Source organism: Streptomyces sp. NPDC059832 (assembly GCF_042731715.1).
GTDB lineage: Bacteria > Actinomycetota > Actinomycetes > Streptomycetales > Streptomycetaceae > Streptomyces.
In genome coordinates, this window is sequence record NZ_JBHWIY010000033.1 from 1 (window position 1) to 18,424 (window position 18,424).

Below are 18,424 nucleotides of genomic sequence, written 5' to 3' on the forward strand. Positions count from 1 at the left end.
CGGTCAGGGTGTCCCCCTTGACCGGCGCACTCGGAGCCAGGGTGTTCAGGGACACGTCGACCGTTTCGGACCCGGTGGGGGCCTTGCCGGTCCCGGCGGCCTGCGCCGCGGGTGCGGTCGGGCCGGCCAGCAGAGCTGCGACGAGCGGCGCCCCGATGATCAGGGCGGCTGTGCGCCGCAGCCACCGGCGGGCAGGAGAGGGATCGATCCCCTGAATGTCTGCCGGCTCGGCCACGCGCTTACCCGTCCCTCGTCGTCGTCAGCTGGTGTCGGTTGTTGCGTCCACGCATGGTAACGATGTGCGCGGGTGCCAAGTGCTGGGGAGTTCGCTACATGATCGGAAGAGTCTTGCAGGGCGGGACGAAACCAGGGCGACCGGGCCGGTCCGGGCACGTACCCTTTTCTGTTGTGTCGAACGCCAATGAAGACAGCTCCCGTGCCCTGACCCAGGTGCAGCACCGCGCAGTCAGTGAACTGCTGCGGGTGTCCCCGGTCGCCGACGACCTTGCTCGCCGTTTCCAGGACGCCGGGTTCGGTCTCGCCCTGGTCGGAGGCTCGGTCCGGGACGCGCTTCTCGGCAGGCTCGGGAACGACCTGGACTTCACGACGGACGCCCGCCCCGAGGCCGTACTGAAGATCGTCCGGCCCTGGGCCGACTCGGTGTGGGAGGTCGGGATCGCCTTCGGCACCGTGGGCGCCCAGAAGGACGGCTACCAGATCGAGGTCACCACATACAGGTCGGAGGCGTACGACAGGACCTCGCGCAAGCCCGAGGTGTCCTACGGCGACTCCATCGAGGAAGACCTCGTCCGCCGTGACTTCACGGTCAACGCGATGGCCGTCGCACTTCCGCAGAAGGAATTCATCGATCCGCACGGTGGTCTTGAGGACCTGGCGGAGCGCGTTCTGCGTACCCCCGGAACACCCGAGGAGTCGTTCTCCGACGATCCGCTGCGCATGCTGCGCGCTGCCCGTTTCGCGGCTCAGCTGGACTTCGATGTCGCCCCCGATGTGGTCACCGCGATGAGGGAGATGGCCGGGCGGATCGAGATCGTCTCCGCCGAGCGGGTCAGGGAGGAGCTCAACAAGCTGCTGCTCTCCACCCACCCCCGCAAGGGGCTGGCGCTGCTCGTCGACACGGGGCTGGCGCAGCAGGTGCTGCCGGAGCTTCCCGCGCTGCGTCTGGAAAGTGACGAGCATCACCGTCACAAGGACGTCTACGAGCATTCGCTGACCGTCCTGGAGCAGGCGATCGACCTGGAGGAGGACGGCCCCGATCTGGTTCTGCGCCTTGCCGCCCTCCTCCATGACATCGGCAAGCCGAGGACGCGACGCTTCGAGAAGGACGGGCGCGTCTCGTTCCACCACCATGAGGTGGTGGGCGCCAAGATGGTCAAGAAGCGGATGACCGAGCTCAAGTACTCCAACGACATGGTCAAGGACGTCTCGAAGCTGGTGGAGCTTCATCTGCGCTTCCACGGCTACGGCGACGGCGAGTGGACGGACTCCGCGGTCCGTCGGTATGTACGCGACGCCGGCCCCCTGCTGGAGCGGCTGCACAAGCTGACCCGCTCGGACTGCACCACGCGGAACAAGCGCAAGGCCGCCGCCCTCTCCCGGACCTATGACGGGCTGGAGGAGCGCATCGCGCAGTTGCAGGAGCAGGAGGAGCTGGATGCCATCCGCCCCGACCTGGACGGCAACGAGATCATGAAGACCCTGGGCGTCGGTCCCGGGCCGGTCATCGGCAAGGCGTACGCGTTCCTGCTGGAGCTGCGCCTGGAGCATGGCCCGATGGAGCACGACAGGGCGGTCGAGAAGCTCAAGGAGTGGTGGGCCGCGCAGGGCTGAGGCTGCTGGAGGCCAGCTCTGCCGACAGGGAAACGCGCTCATGTTTCACGTGAAACATGACCACCCTCCGGTACCGCGCTCCGAACTGACGAGGGGCGCTGTTTCACGTGAAACAGCGCCCCTCGCTTTGCTGAGCCTCCGGCGCTAGCGAGCCTCTCCGATGCGGTCCCATCGGAACAGCAGAACGGCGACGACCGCGTAGAGAACCGCCACTCCGATCACCACCACGGTCGACCGCCCGTCGGGAGGCAGCAGCAGCGCGGAGATCGCGGCGGCTCCCACGAAAGCAACGTTGAACAGCACGTCGTAGAGGGAGAAGACCCGGCCGCGGAAGGAATCCTCCACCGACGTCTGCACTACCGTGTCGGTCGCGATCTTTGCCCCCTGGGTGACCAGCCCGAGAACGAACGCCGCGACCAGCATCGGTACGGGGACGAACCACAGCCCCAGTGCGGGTTCGAGGACGGCGGCCCCCGCCGCGCACACCGCCATCCAGCGGAACCGGCCGAGCCGTCCCGCTGCCCAGGGCGTCAGCACGGCCGCCGCGAAGAACCCCGCACCGGAGACCCCCACGGCCAGTCCGAGAAGAGCCAGGCCTTCGGATTCGCTGTCGGTCCAGGCGTACCGGCACAGCATCAGCACCGTCACGGTCAGCGCTCCGTAGCAGAAGCGCATCACGGTCATGGCGGTCAGCACCCGGGTGGCCTGCTTCCGCTCCGCCAGATGGCGCAACCCGTCGGCCAGCCCCCGCGCGGTGGCGGCCAGGGCCTCCCTCAGTCCGATCCGGTGTCCGTCCGGATCCGGCCCGAGGAGTCCGGTGGCAAGGGTCAGGGAGGCCAGCGCCGAAGCGAGATAGAGCGTCGCGCCCAGCAGTACCACCGCGGCATCGGATTCCGCGAGCAGCAGTCGTACGGCGAAGGCGAGGCCGCCGCCCGCCGTGGCCGCGAGCGTCCCGGCAGTCGGCGAGAGCGAATTGGCCAGCACCAGCCGGTCGCTGTCGACGACACGCGGCAGCGCGGCCGAGAGGCCGGCCAGGACGAAGCGGTTGACCGCGGTGACACACAGCGCCGAGGCGTAGAAGAGCCAGTCGGGTACGGAACCGAGGATGAGGAGCGCCGTGCAGCAGGCGAGCGCGGCACGCAGCAGGTTTCCGTACAGAAAGACCTGGCGGCGCGGCCAGCGGTCCAGCAGAACGCCGGCAAAGGGGCCGATGAGCGAGTAGGGCAGCAGCAGCACCGCCATCGCGGAGGCGATGGCACCTGCCGAAGCCTGTTTCTCCGGCGAGAAGACGACGTGAGTCGCCAACGCCACCTGGAAAACACCGTCGGCCGACTGGGAGAGGAGTCGTACGGCCAGCAGACGACGGAAGTTCCGAAGGCGCAGAAGAACGCGCAGATCACCCACGACGGCCATGCGATCAAGAGTCACATACGTTGAGGGTCCCCGGGCAGATTGCCCGGGGACCCTCAACAGCGCGGGGAGGAAGGAGCGTTGCCGCTCAGTGCTCGGCCGCGTGGACGCACCGTGTCCGGCTGCGTCAGTTGGAGACCTCGCCCCTGATGAACTTCTCGACGTTCTCGCGGGCCTCGTCGTCGAAGTACTGGACCGGCGGGGACTTCATGAAGTACGAGGAAGCGGAGAGGATCGGGCCACCGATGCCGCGGTCCTTGGCGATCTTCGCGGCGCGGACGGCGTCGATGATGACACCGGCGGAGTTCGGGGAGTCCCAGACCTCGAGCTTGTACTCCAGGTTCAGCGGAACGTCACCGAAGGCGCGGCCCTCAAGACGCACGTACGCCCACTTGCGGTCGTCCAGCCAGGCCACGTAGTCCGACGGGCCGATGTGGACGTTGTCCGCACCGAGCTCGCGGTCACGGATCTGGGAGGTGACGGCCTGCGTCTTGGAGATCTTCTTGGACTCCAGGCGCTCACGCTCGAGCATGTTCTTGAAGTCCATGTTGCCGCCGACGTTCAGCTGCATCGTGCGGTCCAGGATGACGCCCCGGTCCTCGAAGAGCTTCGCCATCACGCGGTGCGTGATGGTGGCGCCGACCTGCGACTTGATGTCGTCGCCGACGATCGGGACACCGGCCTCGGTGAACTTGTCCGCCCACTCCTTGGTGCCGGCGATGAAGACCGGGAGAGCGTTGACGAACGCGACCTTGGCGTCGATGGCGCACTGCGCGTAGAACTTCGCAGCGACCTCGGAGCCGACCGGCAGGTAGCAGACGAGAACGTCGACCTTGCGGTCCTTCAGGATCTGGACGATGTCGACCGGGGCCTCGGCCGACTCCTCGATGGTCTGGCGGTAGTACTTGCCGAGACCGTCGTGGGTGTGGCCGCGCTGGACCGTGACGCCGGCGTTCGGCACGTCGCAGAGCTTGATGGTGTTGTTCTCGCTGGCACCGATGGCGTCCGCGAGGTCGAGACCGACCTTCTTCGCGTCGACGTCGAAGGCGGCGACGAACTCGACGTCCCGCACGTGGTACTCGCCGAACTGGACGTGCATCAGACCGGGCACCTTGCCGGCCGGATCGGCGTCCTTGTAGTACTCGACGCCCTGGACCAGCGAGGCGGCGCAGTTGCCCACGCCGACGATGGCTACGCGAACCGAACCCATTCCGGTTGCTCCCTGTGTGTTTTGGATGTTCCCGATGAAGGCCCCGCGGATCTGCGGGGACCTCACTTTGCGGTGTCGTCGGACGGATCCGGCGGGGTGTCACCCCTGCGCCGGGGCAGGCCGCCCGTCTCTCCTGCTGTGTTCTGCTGAGCTTCGCTCCCGGGCGAGGATCGTCGCTGATCCCGTCCCGACCGCTCGCTCTCGATGAGCTCGTTCAGCCAGCGCACTTCGCGCTCCACGGACTCCATGCCGTGTCGCTGCAGCTCAAGTGTGTAGTCGTCGAGGCGTTCGCGGGTGCGGGCCAGAGAGGCCCGCATCTTCTCCAGCCGCTCCTCCAGCCGGCTCCGCCGGCCTTCCAGCACGCGCATCCGCACCTCGTGCTCCGTCTGCCCGAAGAAGGCGAAGCGGGCTGCGAAGTGCTCGTCCTCCCAGGAGTCGGGGCCGGTGTGCGAGAGCAGCTCCTCGAAGTGCTCCTTACCTTCCGCTGTCAGCCGGTAGACGATCTTGGCGCGGCGCCCGGCCAGTGAGGAGGCGGGGGCGACCGCACGGCCGGGGGTGGGCGGAAGGTCGGCGGGGGCGGCCCCCGGCTCCTCGATCAACCAGCCGTTGGCGACCAGCGTCTTGAGGCAGGGATAGAGAGTGCCGTAGCTGAAGGCGCGGAAGATCCCCAACGAGGTGTTGAGGCGCTTGCGCAGCTCGTAGCCGTGCATCGGGGACTCGCGGAGCAGGCCGAGAACGGCGAATTCGAGGATGCCGGAGCGTCTGCTCAACTTCGCCTCCTCCTTCTCCGAGTGCTCCTGCGGGGCCCTGTGCCGGGCTGATGTACCGAGCTGATGTATCGACTCGATACATCACGACGATAGATCGGTCGTCGCGATGCGACAAGGGGGGCCATCGTGAACGGCGTCACATCGTGAATTCGTAGGCACCGACTTGCGTTGTTTGGGGTGAAGTTCGGCCCAAGGAGGGTTTTGACCGTGCGTAGTCTGTGCGGCATGCAGACCACCGGGAACCGTGCGACGCCCGCGCGCGTCAGTCTTCGCGGACCAGCCGGACGCATGGCGGACGAGCCTGTCGCAAGGCTTGTCCGTAATTCGGGGGGACCGGATCTCAACTGCCGCTTCCAGGCGCTCTCGCCTGCCCGAGGAGTAGTCGTTCGATGAGCGAGCACCGTCGCAAAACGCCGCAACCGCAAGGTGGTGGGCGCGCAGCGGCCAGACGAGCCGCCCAGCAGTCCTCAGGACGCCGCGCCGCTCCGTCACGCGGAGTAACTTCTGAGTCACCTTCCGGATCGCATGGTGGGGACAGCCCGTACGGCGGGCGTGCCGAGGCCAGACGAGCCGCCCAGCGCGGTGGCGCGGGCCGCGGCGGCGGTGCCGGTGGACGTCGCCGCGGTGGTGGTGGTGGCGACGGCGGTCAGGAGGGGCCTGGCAGGGGGCGGGGCCGCGCAGGCAAGCGCCCCGCGAAGAAGCGCTTCATCGACTACCCGAGGGCCGGGAAGTACGGCGTGCGGCGCTGGGTGCCGTCGTGGAAGCTGGTCTCCAGCCTCTGCATCGGCTTCCTCGGCCTGCTCATGGGCATCGCCGGCATCGCGTACGCGATGGTCGGCAAGCCCACGGTGAAGGATGCCGCGGAGGCTCAGAACAACGTCTACCTCTGGGACGACGGCTCGCAGATGGTCGCCACGGGCGGTGCGGTCAACCGCCAGATCATCAGCTTCGAGCAGATCCCCGAGGCGATGCGGAACGCCGTCATCTCGGCCGAGAACAAGTCCTTCGAGCACGACCGGGGCATCGACCCCATGGGTATCGCCCGAGCCCTGTTCAACATGGCGACCGGAGGCGAGACACAGGGTGGTTCGACGATCACCCAGCAGTACGTGAAGAACTCGCGTCTGTCCCAGGAACAGACCCTGAGCAGGAAGTTCCAGGAACTCTTCATCACGCTCAAGGTCAGCAATGACATGAAGAAGAACGACATCATCGCGGGCTACCTCAACGTCTCGTACTACGGACGAGGTGCTTCGGGGCTCCAGGCGGCGGCCCGTACGTACTACGGCAAGGACGCTGTCGATCTGAATCCGAGCGAGTGCGCGTTCCTGGCCACGCTGCTCAAGGGCGCGTCCTACTACGACCCGGCGGGTGCTACCGATGTCGACCCCAAGCAGGCGACGCCGAAGCTGAACACCGAGCGGGCCATCAAGCGCTGGCGGTGGATCCTCGACGAAGAGGTGAAGGACGGGCGCCTCGCGAAAGCGGAGCGCGACAAGTACACCAAGTTCCCGATGCCCCTCCAGCCGAAGAAGAACGCCCAGCTGAGCGGTCAGACCGGTTACCTGGTCGAACTCGCCAGGCAGTACTTCCTCAGCAACAACACCCAGGGCGTCACGGCGGAGATGCTGGCCCGGGGCGGCTACCAGATCCGCACCACCTTCAACAAGAAGAAGGTCAAGGAGCTCAACGCCGCGGTCAAGAAGGTCTACGACAGCAAGATCGAGCCGAAGCAGCGCCCCGAGACGGACACCCACGTCCAGTTCGGCGGCGGGTCGGTGGATCCCAAGACCGGGGCCATCGTGGCGATCTACGGCGGCCAGGACGCGACCAAGCACTTCACCAACAACGCCAACCCCACCGGTGCGCAGGTCGGTTCGACCTTCAAGCCGTTCGTGCTGGCGGCGGCGATGGAGTACGGCAAGCGGAACCCCGCGCTCGAGGAGGACCAGGAACCGTCGGAGCGCACCAAGGTCTCGCCGCTCAGCATCTACAACGCCGACGACAAGCTGAAGATCAAGAAGTACAACGGCGAGATCTGGACCGACGAGAACGGCAAGGAGTGGCTGCAGGCCAACGACGGCCATGAGTCGAAGGGCAACATCACCCTTCGCGAGGCGATGCAGTGGTCCGCCAACTCCCCGTACGTACAGCTCGGCATGGACGTCGGCACCGACAAGGTGAAGAAGATCGCCATGGCCGCGGGGCTCAAGGACGACGAACAGATGGCGGATTCGCATGTGCCGTCGTTCTCCATCGGTACGTCCTCGCCCAGCGCGATCCGCATGGCCGGCGCGTACGCGACCTTCGCCGCCAGCGGTATGCAGCGCGAGCCCTACTCGGTCTCCGAGGCGAAGAAGGGCGGCAAGACGATCTACCGGCACAAGGACGCCCCCAAGCGTGCCTTCGATTCCGCGATCGCCGACAACGTCACCGATGTCCTGAAGAACGTCGTCGAGAAGGGGACCGGTACCCCCGCGCAGCTCCCCGGCCGGGACGTGGCGGGCAAGACGGGTACGACGGACGACAACAAGTCGGCCTGGTTCGTCGGCTACACGCCGCAGCTGTCCACGGCCATCAGCATGTACCGGCTCGACGACGATGCGACGAACAAGAACCGCAAGTTCGAAAAGATGTACGGCACGGGTGGCGAGAAGACGATCCACGGTGCGTCGTTCCCGGCCCAGATCTGGCACGACTACATGCTGGGCGCGCTGAAGGGGAAGCCGGCCCTGACGTTCCCGGAGCCCGGCCCGATCGGTGACACGGTCTACGGCGGCGGTGCGCAGAGCCCCAGGCCGACGCCCACCGCGCCGACGACGCCGGCGCCGTCCAAGTCGGTGACCGAGTCGCCCTCGACGAGCACCACCCCGTCGCCGCCCGACCCCGGCGAGACCTGCGGCACGTGGGACTGGGACTGCCAGCACAACAACGGCGGGACCAGCACCGGCGCGAACGGCGGAGACACCGGTGGTGGCACCCCTCCGCCGACGACCCCCGACCCACCGACCGGAGGGAACGCGAACGGCGGCAACGGGAACGGCGGGAACAGCAACGGCGGGAACGGCAACGGCGGGAACGGCAACGGCGGATTCCTCGGCGGGCCGGGAGGATAGCGTCCGCACGGCCCGGTGGGCCGACCGGTCATGAGGGCCGCCGCACCACACGGTGCGGCGGCCCTCGTCGTTTCCACAACCCTGTACGGCAGGATGAGCGCATGCCAAGCGCAGAAGACACGAGTGTGCACCAGCAGCAGGAACGGTCCGTCGTGCGGCCCACGCACCAGGACGAGGTCGCCGCGGCCGGCAGCGAGCTGATCGGCGGGCGGTCGGGACGCTGGACACGGCTCGGCAGCACGGCGCTCACACCCGTGGCCGTTGTCGCGCTGGTGGCCCTCGGGATGTTCGCGCTGGGCATGGTGCAGAAGCTGCCCTGCTACAACTGGGCGTGGTTCAGGGGCGCGGGTTCGCAGTACACGCACGCCTGTTACTCGGACATTCCGCATCTCTTCGCCGCACGTGGCTTCTCCGACGGCCTCGTGCCGTACTTCGACCGGCTGCCCGGTGACATGCAGTACCTGGAGTACCCCGTCCTGACGGGGGTGTTCATGCAGGTCGCCTCCTGGCTGACGCCGGGCGGGTCCATTCAGCACCGCGAGCAGATGTACTGGATGGTCAACGCGGGCATGCTGATGATCTGCGCCGTGATCATCGCCGTCTGCGTCGCCCGTACGCACCGGCGCCGCCCCTGGGACGGACTGCTGGTCGCCCTCGCGCCGGCCTTCGCGCTCACCGCGACGATCAACTGGGACCTGCTGGCCGTCGCGCTGACGGCCGCGGCGATGCTCATGTGGTCCCGGGGGCGGGCACTGGCGTTCGGCGTCCTCATCGGACTCGCCACGGCCGCCAAGCTCTACCCCGTGTTCCTGCTGGGGCCGGTGTTCGTCCTGTGCTGGCGGGCGGGCAAATGGCGGGAGTTCGGCATGGCGACGCTCGGGGCCGTGGTGTCCTGGCTGGTGGTCAATCTGCCGGTGATGGCCTTGGCACCCGAGGGCTGGAAGAAGTTCTACACATTCAGCGAGGAACGGGGCATCGACTTCGGCTCCTTCTGGCTGATCATCACCCAGCGCACCGGCGAGAGCATCGAGGTGTCGACCGTCAACACCGTCTCGACCCTGACGACGGTCCTGCTGTGCGCGGGCATCGGCGCGCTCACCCTGATGGCGCCGCGCAGGCCGCGCTTCGCACAGCTCGCCCTGCTCGTCGTCGCGGCGTTCATCCTCGTCAACAAGGTCTACTCGCCGCAGTACGTGCTGTGGCTGATCCCCCTGGCCGCCCTGGCCAGGCCGCGCTGGCGCGACTTCCTGATCTGGCAGGCGTGCGAGGTCATGTACTTCCTGGGGATCTGGATGTACCTCGCGTACACGACGAGCGGGGACAAGCACCAGGGGCTGCCCACGGAGGGGTATCAGCTGGCGATCGCCCTTCATCTGCTGGGCACGCTGTACCTCTGCGCCGTGGTCGTACGGGACATCCTCATGCCGGAGCGGGACGTCGTACGGCGCGACGGGTCGGACGATCCGTCCGGCGGGGTGCTCGACGGGGCCCCGGACGTGTTCGTGCTGGGGCGGGCGGCGCATCCGTCGCAGCATGCCCACCCCGCGGTGGAAGGGCCGCGGGTGGAATGGGGCGCGGCGCGCGGACCGGTCGCCGACTGAGACCGGGGTCTCTCCCGTCCGGAGAGACCCCGACCCGCCGGAGGGGACCTAACGGTCGACGAGGCGGTCGAACTGGGTGGTCGTGTGGCGCAGATGGGCCACCAGCTCGTCGCCGACCTTCGGCTCCTGGGCGTCCGACGGGACGAACAGGATCGACACCTGCATGTGCGGCGGCTCGGCGAACCAGCGCTGCTTGCCCGCCCAGACGAACGGGGACAGGTTGCGGTTGACGGTGGCCAGGCCCGCGCGGGCGACCCCCTTGGCGCGCGGCATCACACCGTGCAGGGCCTTCGGGGCCTCCAGGCCCACGCCGTGCGACGTACCGCCGGCGACGACCACCAGCCAGCCGTCCGAGGCGGCCTTCTGCTGGCGGTAGCCGAAGCGGTCGCCCTTGGCCACGCGCGTGACGTCCAGGACGGCACCCCGGTACTCCGTCGCCTCGTGGTCGCCGAGCCACAGGCGGGTACCGATGCGGGCCCGGAAACGGGTCTGCGGGAACTGCTGCTGGAGCCGGCCCAGCTCCTCGGCGCGCAGATGGCTGACGAACATGGTGTGCAGCGGCAGCCGGGCCGCACGCAGCCGGTCCATCCAGCCGATGACCTCCTCGACCGCGTCCGAGCCGTCCGTGCGGTCCAGCGGCAGGTGCAGGGCGAAGCCTTCGAGCCGTACGTCCTCGATGGCGGCGTGCAGCTGCCCGAGCTCCTCCTCCTTGACGCCGTGGCGCTTCATCGAGCTCATGCACTCGATGACGACCCGTGCGCCCACCAGGGCGTGCACGCCGTCCACGGAGGACACGGAGCGGATGACCCGGTCGGGCAGCGGCACGGGCTCCTCGCCCCGGCGGAACGGGGTGAGGACCAGGAGGTCGCCGCTGAACCAGTCCTTGATGCGGGCCGCCTCGTAGGTGGTTCCGACGGCGAGCATGTCGGAGCCGAAGCGGATGGCCTCGTCGGCCAGCCGCTCGTGGCCGAAGCCGTAGCCGTTGCCCTTGCAGACCGGGACGAGGCCGGGGAACTGGTCGAGGACGGATTTCTGGTGCGCCCGCCAGCGCGCGGTGTCGACGTACAGGGAGAGCGCCATGGCCGGTCCGGAACCCTTCTGGTGGCTGCTGTGTGGGAGGTGTGTGGAGCCGAAGTCCCCATTGAAACCAATGAAGCCGGTTTCGTCAGCGGGGCGGTGCGTATCGGACTGCGTGTATCAGCGGCGCGACATGTAGATGTCGAGCGCCTTGTGCAGCAGCTTGTTGAGCGGGAAGTCCCACTCCCCGACGTACTCGGCCGCCTGCCCGCCGGTGCCGACCTTGAACTGGATCAGACCGAAGAGGTGGTCGGTCTCGTCCAGCGAGTCGGAGATGCCGCGCAGGTCGTAGACGGTGGCCCCCATGGCGTACGCGTCGCGCAGCATCCGCCACTGCATCGCGTTCGAGGGCCGGACCTCGCGCTTGTGGTTGGCGGACGCGCCGTAGGAGTACCAGACGTGCCCGCCGACGATCAGCATGGTCGCGGCCGCGACGTTCTCGCCCTCGTGCCGGGCGAAGTAGAGCCGCATCCGGTTGGGGTCCTCGTTGTTGAGGGCCGTCCACATGCGCTGGAAGTAGCCCAGCGGACGCGGCCGGAAGTGGTCGCGCTCCGCCGTGATCTCGTACAGCCGCTGCCACTCGTCGAGCTCGGCGTAACTTCCCTGGACGACCTCGACGCCGGCCTTCTCGGCCTTCTTGATGTTGCGTCGCCACAGCTGGTTGAAGCCCTTGTGGACGTCTTCGAGCGACCGGTTCGCCAGCGGCACCTGGTAGACGTAGCGGGGCTGTACGTCACCGAATCCGGCGCCGCCGTCCTCGCCCTGCTGCCAGCCCATCTTCCGCAGCCGGTCCGCCACTTCGAAGGCACGCGGCTCGATGTGGGTGGCCTCGACGTCGCGCAGGCGCTTCACTTCCGGGTCCTGGATGCCCGACTTGATGGCGGCCGCGTCCCAGCGACGGATGATGACCGGCGGGCCCATCTTCACGGAGAAGGCGCCCTGCTGCTTGAGATGCGCCAGCATCGGCCGCAGCCAGTCGTCCAGGTTCGGGGCGTACCAGTTGATGACCGGGCCCTCGGGCAGATAGGCGAGGTACCGCTTGATCTTGGGCAACTGCCGGTAGAGCACCAGGCCGGCGCCGACGAGCTGTCCGTTCCTGTCGAACCAGCCGAGGCTCTCCGAGCGCCACTCCGCCTTCACGTCCGCCCATGCCGGGACCTGCATGTGACTCGCCGCGGGCAGGCTCTGGATGTATGCCAGATGCTGCTCTCGGCTGATGGTCCTCAGGGTCAGGCTCATGCGGGGCGCTCCTCGGCAGGTGTGTCCCCATCGGTCAGGGGCTCCGGCTCTCGCGCCGAAGCCTACTGTGACCGACGAGCGGGCCGTCTGGCCCTATGGGACCTGGCGGCTCCGCCGCCGTCGCGACCCGGGGCGACGGGTCCTTGTACGAGGAACGGCGCGAGGCCCCTGTGTGGTTCCTCGCGCCGTCCGTCTGTCGTGTGCCGGTCGTGGATCACCTGCTGTCTGCAGTGCTCAGCCCACCACGCCGCCGAAGAGGCCGCCGTGGGCCATGCCCAGGAAGAAGCCGATGGCGGCTGCGCCCATGCCGATGATCAGCGGGAACCGTTCGCGCGTGGTCACCGAGATGTACTGCCCGTACGCACCCGTGAGGATCCCGATGAGTCCGGCCCACGAGCTGATCAGATGCAGGTTGTGGAACATCGCCGTCACGAAGGCAAGCACGCCGAGGATCAGCGTCACCGCGACCAGGGTCTCCTGGAGCGGGTGGGTCTTGCCGTCCGTGGCGAGAAGGGAAACGGGGGGACGGGGTCGTATTGCCTGTGCCATGGAGTACCTCCTGGCCGAAAGGGGCGCGCCGTGGCGCCGGTCACACCCGATGTGTCCAGATTGCGTCTCCTGGGCACCGGATTTCAACCGGAAGCCGGTGTGCGGGTACTCTGTACGGTCTGCACCGGTGTCTGCCCAGGCCAGCACATCAGCCCCCTCTCGATGGAGGGCGTTGTCAGTGGCGGCTGTTTTACTCGGAGACACTGTTGCTTACGCATCACGACCCTCCTGCCACGGAACGACCGTGGCCGCTGAGTCCAAAGGAGGTGGGTTCCACATGCGTCACTACGAGGTGATGGTCATCCTCGACCCCGATCTCGAGGAGCGCGCTGTCTCCCCGCTGATCGAGAACTTCCTCTCCGTCGTCCGTGAGGGCAACGGAAAGGTTGAGAAGGTCGACACCTGGGGCCGTCGTCGTCTCGCTTACGAGATCAAGAAGAAGCCCGAGGGCATCTACTCGGTCATCGATCTGCAGGCCGAGCCTGCGATCGTCAAGGAGCTCGACCGCCAGATGAACCTGAACGAGTCGGTCCTCCGGACCAAGGTCCTCCGTCCCGAGTCCCACTGAGCATCTAGCTCAGTGGTCATCGGGTTCGAGTAGCAGCAAGCAGCCAGAAGCAATCCCCGCCGAGAGGTTCATCCATGGCAGGCGAGACCGTCATCACGGTCGTCGGCAATCTCGTCGACGACCCCGAGCTGCGCTTCACCCCGTCCGGTGCGGCGGTCGCGAAGTTCCGTGTCGCGTCCACTCCCCGCATCTTCGACCGGCAGACCAATGAGTGGAAGGACGGCGAAGGCCTGTTCCTCACCTGCTCGGTCTGGCGGCAGGCGGCGGAGAACGTCGCCGAGTCGCTCCAGCGAGGCATGCGCGTCGTCGTGCAGGGCCGGCTGAAGCAGCGGTCGTACGAAGACCGCGAGGGCGTCAAGCGCACGGTCTACGAGCTGGATGTCGAGGAAGTCGGCCCCAGCCTGAAGAACGCCACGGCCAAGGTCACCAAGACCACCGGTCGCGGTGGTCAGGGCGGCCAGGGTGGATACGGCGGTGGCCAGCAGGGCGGCGGTAACTGGGGCGGCGGTCCCGGTGGCGGTGGCCAGCAGGGTGGTGGCGGCGCTCCCGCCGACGACCCGTGGGCCACGAGCGCGCCGTCCGGCGGTCAGCAGGGCGGGGGCCAGCAGGGCGGCGGAGGCGGCTGGGGCGGAAGCTCCGGCGGCTCCGGCGGCTCCGGCGGCGGCTACTCGGACGAGCCTCCCTTCTAGGGCAGCTCGTACCCCCACTTCTTGATCACACAGGAGAAACACCATGGCGAAGCCGCCTGTGCGCAAGCCTAAGAAGAAGGTCTGCGCGTTCTGCAAGGACAAGACCCAGTACGTGGACTACAAGGACACGAACATGCTGCGGAAGTTCATTTCCGACCGCGGCAAGATCCGTGCCCGCCGCGTGACCGGCAACTGCACGCAGCACCAGCGTGACGTCGCCACGGCAGTCAAGAACAGCCGTGAGATGGCGCTGCTGCCCTACACGTCCACCGCGCGATAAGGGAAGGGTGACCGAATCATGAAGATCATCCTCACCCACGAGGTCTCCGGCCTCGGTGCTGCGGGCGACGTCGTCGACGTCAAGGACGGGTACGCCCGTAACTACCTGGTTCCGCGTGGCTTTGCCATCCGCTGGACCAAGGGTGGCGAGAAGGACGTGGCGCAGATCCGCCGCGCCCGCAAGATCCACGAGATCGCCACGATCGAGCAGGCCAACGAGATCAAGACCAAGCTCGAGGCCGTGAAGGTCCGTCTGGCTGTTCGCTCCGGCGACGCCGGCCGTCTCTTCGGCTCCGTGACTCCGGCCGACATCGCCTCGGCGATCAAGGCCGCCGGTGGCCCCGACGTCGACAAGCGTCGCGTCGAGCTCGGCTCGCCGATCAAGACGCTCGGCGGACACCAGGTGTCCGTGCGTCTGCACCCCGAGGTCGCTGCGAACCTCGGCATCGAGGTCGTTGCTGCCTAAGGGCACAGCTCACCTGAGCAGCTGAAGGGCCGCACCCCGCGGGGTGCGGCCCTTCATCGTTTCGGGCTCCGCCGTCCTGGTCCGGCTTCCCGTGGCCCCGTTTCACGGTTTCACTGTTTCACGTGAAACGGGACCACGGCCGGTGGCCCGGCGAACGGATCACGGCCGGTGGCTCAACGGGTGGCACCGGTGACGATCCACTTGCCGGAGCGGGTGCGCAGCCAGAGCGTCACCATGCGGACGGTCATCGTCAGAGCCATTGCCCACCACAGTGTCGTCAGGCCGCCACCGATCACCGGCACCAGCAGAGCGACCGGGGCGAAGACCGCGAGAGTGACGAGCATGGCCCACGCCAGGTACCGCCCGTCTCCGGCTCCCATCAGCACTCCGTCCAGGACGAAGACCACGCCGGCGATCGGCTGGGACAGCGCCACCACCAGCAGCGCCGGGAGCAGAGTGTCCTGCACGGTCCGGTCGCTGGTGAACAAGGGCACGAACAGTGGGCGGGCAAGCACGATCAGCGCCCCGAACACCACCCCGGAAACGATGCCCCACTGCACCATGCGGCGGCATGCCTCGCGCGCGCCCTTGGCGTCATCGGCTCCCAGATAGCGGCCGATGATCGCCTGACCGGCGATGGCGATGGCGTCGAGAGCGAAGGCCATCAGGCTCCAGAGGGAGAGGATGATCTGGTGCGCGGCGATCTCGGTGTCGCCGAGGCGGGCGGCGACGGCTGTGGCGATCATCAGGACGGCACGGAGCGACAGCGTACGGACCAGCAGTGGAACGCCTGCCTGGGCGCTGGCCCTGATGCCGGCGGCATCGAGACGCAACGAGGCGCCGTGCCGTCGCGCCCCCCGTACCACCACGATCAGGTAGGCGACGGCCATCGAGATCTGCGCGATCACGGTGCCCCAGGCCGATCCGGCGATACCGAGACCGGCGCCGTAGACCAGTCCCGCGTTGAGGGCTCCGTTGGCCGCGAAGCCTCCGACGGCGACGTACAACGGTGTCCTGGTGTCCTGCAGGCCGCGGAGGACTCCGGTCGCGGCCATCACCACGAGCATGGCCGGGATGCCGAGGCTGGAGATCCTCAGATACGTGGTCGCGTAGGGGGCTGCCGTGTCGGAGGCTCCGAAGATGTCCACCAGCCAGGGGGCCGTGGGAAGAGCGACGGCGATGACGGCGATGCCCAGCAGGAGCGCCAGCCAGATGCCGTCCATGCCCTGTCGGATCGCGGAGGCCGGATCGCCCGCCCCGACCCGACGTGCCACCGCCGCGGTGGTGGCGTAGGCGAGGAAGACGAAGACGCTGACGGCGGTGGTCAGCAGAGCCGCGGCGACGGCCAGGCCGGCCAGCTGCGGGGTGCCGAGATGGCCGACGATCGCACTGTCGACCATCACGAAGAGCGGCTCGGCAACGAGCGCGCCGAAGGCAGGGACGGCGAGCGAGATGATCTCGCGGTCGTGCCGTCGGCGACTGGGCGGCGGGGGTGCCGGGGCCTGGATCATGGGGGTCAATCTAATCTTCCACAGGTAATGGATGCAATGGCCTAGTAGTCCTTACATTTACTGAGGGTCGGCGTTCTCCCGTGTGCCGTTTGTCGTGATCTTGTGCTGACTCGGAAAGTTTTTCTCCCCCACAGCCCGTGGATGGGGAAAGTCCAGGTCAGCGCGCTGATGATGTAGGTGCTATGAGTTTGTCCACAGTGCTGTCCCCTGCTCCGTGCACAGGTTCTGCAGAGTTCTCCACAGCATCTGGTCGGTCGTCCACATGCCCTGTGGATAACCAGATTGGCTGACGGTGCCGAGCGGCCTACCGTGGACCGGCGCCCGCACCCCGTTCTCGCCTTGGAACCAGCAGAACTCGACGCGCCGGAACCGGAGTCGGGCGTCTTGTTTGTCGGTGCTGTGCCGTAAGAAAGAGTGGCATGGCGAGGTCCGCGGAGCGGACGGGAGGAGGTGCCCGGTGAGCATTCCCGAGCCTTTGGACGACCCCTGGGCCGAGACCGGTCCCAGCGACCGTCTGCCCGTTTCCCGGCAGCGCCGCGGTGAAGGCCGGGACCGCGGCGAGCAGCACGATCGCGGCAGGGAGAGCGGCGGTTGGGAGGGCGGCTCTCCCGGTTTCGAGCGGGTGCCGCCCCAGGACCTCGATGCCGAGCAGTCGGTCCTCGGTGGCATGCTCCTGTCCAAGGACGCCATCGCCGATGTCGTGGAGATCATCAAGGGCCACGACTTCTACCGTCCCGCGCACGAGACCGTCTACCAGGCGATCCTCGACCTCTACGCCAAGGGCGAGCCGGCCGACCCGATCACGGTGGCTGCCGAGCTGGTCAAGCGCGGTGAGATCACCAAGGTGGGCGGAGCGCCGTATCTGCACACCCTCGTCCAGTCCGTGCCGACCGCGGCCAACGCTTCGTACTACGCGGAGATCGTCCACGAGCGGGCGGTCCTGAGGCGGCTCGTCGAAGCCGGTACGAAGATCACGCAGATGGGATACGCGGCCGACGGCGATGTCGACGACATCGTGAACTCCGCGCAGGCCGAGATCTACGCCGTCACCGAGCAGCGCACCAGCGAGGACTACCTCCCGCTCGGCGACATCATGGAGGGCGCGCTCGACGAGATCGAGGCGATCGGTTCGCGCAGCGGCGAGATGACCGGGGTGCCGACCGGCTTCACCGACCTCGACGCGCTGACGAACGGCCTGCACCCGGGCCAGATGGTCGTCATCGCCGCCCGTCCCGCCATGGGTAAGTCCACGCTGGCCCTCGACTTCGCGCGGGCCTGTTCGATCAAGAGCAACCTGCCCAGCGTGATCTTCTCCCTCGAAATGGGGCGCAACGAGATCGCGATGCGTCTGCTCTCCGCCGAGGCACGGGTGGCGCTGCACCACATGCGCTCCGGCACCATGACCGACGAGGACTGGACGCGGCTGGCCCGCCGCATGCCGGATGTCTCGGCCGCCCCGCTCTATATCGACGACTCCCCGAACCTCTCCATGATGGAGATCCGGGCGAAGTGCCGTCGTCTCAAGCAGCGCAACGACCTCAAGCTCGTGGTCATCGACTATCTGCAGCTGATGCAGTCCGGCGGCTCGAAGCGTGCCGAGAGCCGTCAGCAGGAAGTTTCGGACATGTCCCGAAACCTCAAGCTGCTGGCGAAGGAGCTTCAGCTCCCGGTCATCGCGCTCTCCCAGCTGAACCGTGGTCCAGAGCAGCGCACGGACAAGAAGCCGATGGTCTCCGACCTGCGTGAATCCGGATCCATCGAGCAGGACGCCGACATGGTGATCCTGCTGCACCGCGAGGACGCGTACGAGAAGGAGTCCCCCCGCGCCGGTGAGGCCGACCTGATCGTGGCCAAGCACCGTAACGGTCCGACGGCGACGATCACAGTGGCCTTCCAGGGCCACTACTCGCGCTTCGTGGACATGGCGCAGACCTGACGGCACCTTGTGTAGGTTCTCAAATCCCGTGTCATTTTCTCAGTCGCCGTGTCATCTGGATGTCAGGCCGTGAGAACGCCCAGGTCAGCGGCTTGCAACCTGCCGGGCCAGCAGAGGAAATGACACGGATCTGAGAACGCCGGCGGATGACA

Annotated in this window: 15 protein-coding genes and 1 pseudogene; 8 read left to right on the forward strand and 8 right to left on the reverse strand. The window is 67.5% G+C overall.

The features are described 5' to 3' along the window. A pseudogene (locus ACFV8T_RS36455) lies at positions 1-235 on the reverse strand (hypothetical protein); the annotation flags it as partial. A 173-nt stretch (positions 236-408) separates the two neighbouring features. Between ACFV8T_RS36455 and ACFV8T_RS36460 the strand changes: the two are divergent. Further along, positions 409-1,851, forward strand: a complete 1,443-nt coding sequence (locus ACFV8T_RS36460) for a CCA tRNA nucleotidyltransferase (RefSeq protein ID WP_385335955.1) — start codon at positions 409-411, stop codon at positions 1,849-1,851. 144 nt (positions 1,852-1,995) lie between these two features. Here ACFV8T_RS36460 and ACFV8T_RS36465 read toward each other — a convergent pair whose 3' ends face one another. From ACFV8T_RS36465 to ACFV8T_RS36475, 3 genes are all read right to left on the reverse strand, one after another. Further along, positions 1,996-3,264: an MFS transporter gene (locus ACFV8T_RS36465; protein ID WP_385335957.1), complete on the reverse strand. Its 1,269-nt coding sequence runs from the start codon at positions 3,262-3,264 to the stop codon at positions 1,996-1,998. A gap of 124 nt (positions 3,265-3,388) precedes the next feature. Next, entirely contained in the window at positions 3,389-4,471 is a 1,083-nt protein-coding gene (locus ACFV8T_RS36470; RefSeq protein WP_385335959.1) for an inositol-3-phosphate synthase, read from the reverse strand. A gap of 62 nt (positions 4,472-4,533) precedes the next feature. Continuing rightward, positions 4,534-5,241 (reverse strand): helix-turn-helix transcriptional regulator, encoded by a 708-nt coding sequence (locus ACFV8T_RS36475; protein WP_385335961.1) that lies wholly within the window; start codon positions 5,239-5,241, stop codon positions 4,534-4,536. A gap of 389 nt (positions 5,242-5,630) precedes the next feature. Here ACFV8T_RS36475 and ACFV8T_RS36480 point away from each other — a divergent pair, with 389 nt between their 5' ends. Both ACFV8T_RS36480 and ACFV8T_RS36485 read left to right on the forward strand, forming a co-directional pair. Next, complete coding sequence (locus tag ACFV8T_RS36480) at positions 5,631-8,357, forward strand: transglycosylase domain-containing protein (RefSeq protein WP_385335963.1); 2,727 nt, start codon at positions 5,631-5,633, stop codon at positions 8,355-8,357. Between the two features lie 101 nt (positions 8,358-8,458). Next, positions 8,459-9,958 (forward strand): glycosyltransferase family 87 protein, encoded by a 1,500-nt coding sequence (locus ACFV8T_RS36485; RefSeq protein ID WP_385335965.1) that lies wholly within the window; start codon positions 8,459-8,461, stop codon positions 9,956-9,958. 48 nt (positions 9,959-10,006) lie between these two features. Here the strand turns inward: ACFV8T_RS36485 and ACFV8T_RS36490 are convergent, their stop codons facing one another. The 3 genes from ACFV8T_RS36490 to ACFV8T_RS36500 form a co-directional block, all read right to left on the reverse strand. Beyond that, the gene (locus ACFV8T_RS36490; protein WP_124719891.1) at positions 10,007-11,038 is read right to left on the reverse strand and encodes an alanine racemase; all 1,032 of its coding nucleotides are present in this window, start codon (positions 11,036-11,038) and stop codon (positions 10,007-10,009) included. Between the two features lie 117 nt (positions 11,039-11,155). Next, complete coding sequence (locus ACFV8T_RS36495; RefSeq protein WP_385335967.1) at positions 11,156-12,274, reverse strand: lipid II:glycine glycyltransferase FemX; 1,119 nt, start codon at positions 12,272-12,274, stop codon at positions 11,156-11,158. 234 nt (positions 12,275-12,508) lie between these two features. Then, positions 12,509-12,823, reverse strand: a complete 315-nt coding sequence (locus ACFV8T_RS36500) for a hypothetical protein (protein WP_365464192.1) — start codon at positions 12,821-12,823, stop codon at positions 12,509-12,511. Between the two features lie 277 nt (positions 12,824-13,100). On the opposite strand from ACFV8T_RS36500, the gene rpsF reads away from it, so the two are divergent. From rpsF to rplI, 4 genes are all read left to right on the forward strand, one after another. Beyond that, positions 13,101-13,391, forward strand: coding sequence for a 30S ribosomal protein S6 (gene rpsF / locus ACFV8T_RS36505; protein WP_266416788.1), 291 nt, complete (start codon positions 13,101-13,103; stop codon positions 13,389-13,391). Between the two features lie 74 nt (positions 13,392-13,465). Continuing rightward, positions 13,466-14,080: a single-stranded DNA-binding protein gene (locus ACFV8T_RS36510; RefSeq protein ID WP_266416786.1), complete on the forward strand. Its 615-nt coding sequence runs from the start codon at positions 13,466-13,468 to the stop codon at positions 14,078-14,080. A 43-nt stretch (positions 14,081-14,123) separates the two neighbouring features. Beyond that, positions 14,124-14,360, forward strand: a complete 237-nt coding sequence (rpsR, locus tag ACFV8T_RS36515; protein ID WP_003967857.1) for a 30S ribosomal protein S18 — start codon at positions 14,124-14,126, stop codon at positions 14,358-14,360. Positions 14,361-14,378: 18 nt separating this feature from the next. After that, complete coding sequence (gene rplI / locus ACFV8T_RS36520) at positions 14,379-14,825, forward strand: 50S ribosomal protein L9 (RefSeq protein ID WP_072487612.1); 447 nt, start codon at positions 14,379-14,381, stop codon at positions 14,823-14,825. A gap of 173 nt (positions 14,826-14,998) precedes the next feature. Here rplI and ACFV8T_RS36525 read toward each other — a convergent pair whose 3' ends face one another. Further along, entirely contained in the window at positions 14,999-16,336 is a 1,338-nt protein-coding gene (locus tag ACFV8T_RS36525) for an MATE family efflux transporter (RefSeq protein ID WP_385335970.1), read from the reverse strand. A 475-nt stretch (positions 16,337-16,811) separates the two neighbouring features. On the opposite strand from ACFV8T_RS36525, the gene dnaB reads away from it, so the two are divergent. Continuing rightward, positions 16,812-18,272: a replicative DNA helicase gene (dnaB, locus tag ACFV8T_RS36530; protein WP_266425630.1), complete on the forward strand. Its 1,461-nt coding sequence runs from the start codon at positions 16,812-16,814 to the stop codon at positions 18,270-18,272. Positions 18,273-18,424 lie beyond the last annotated feature (152 nt).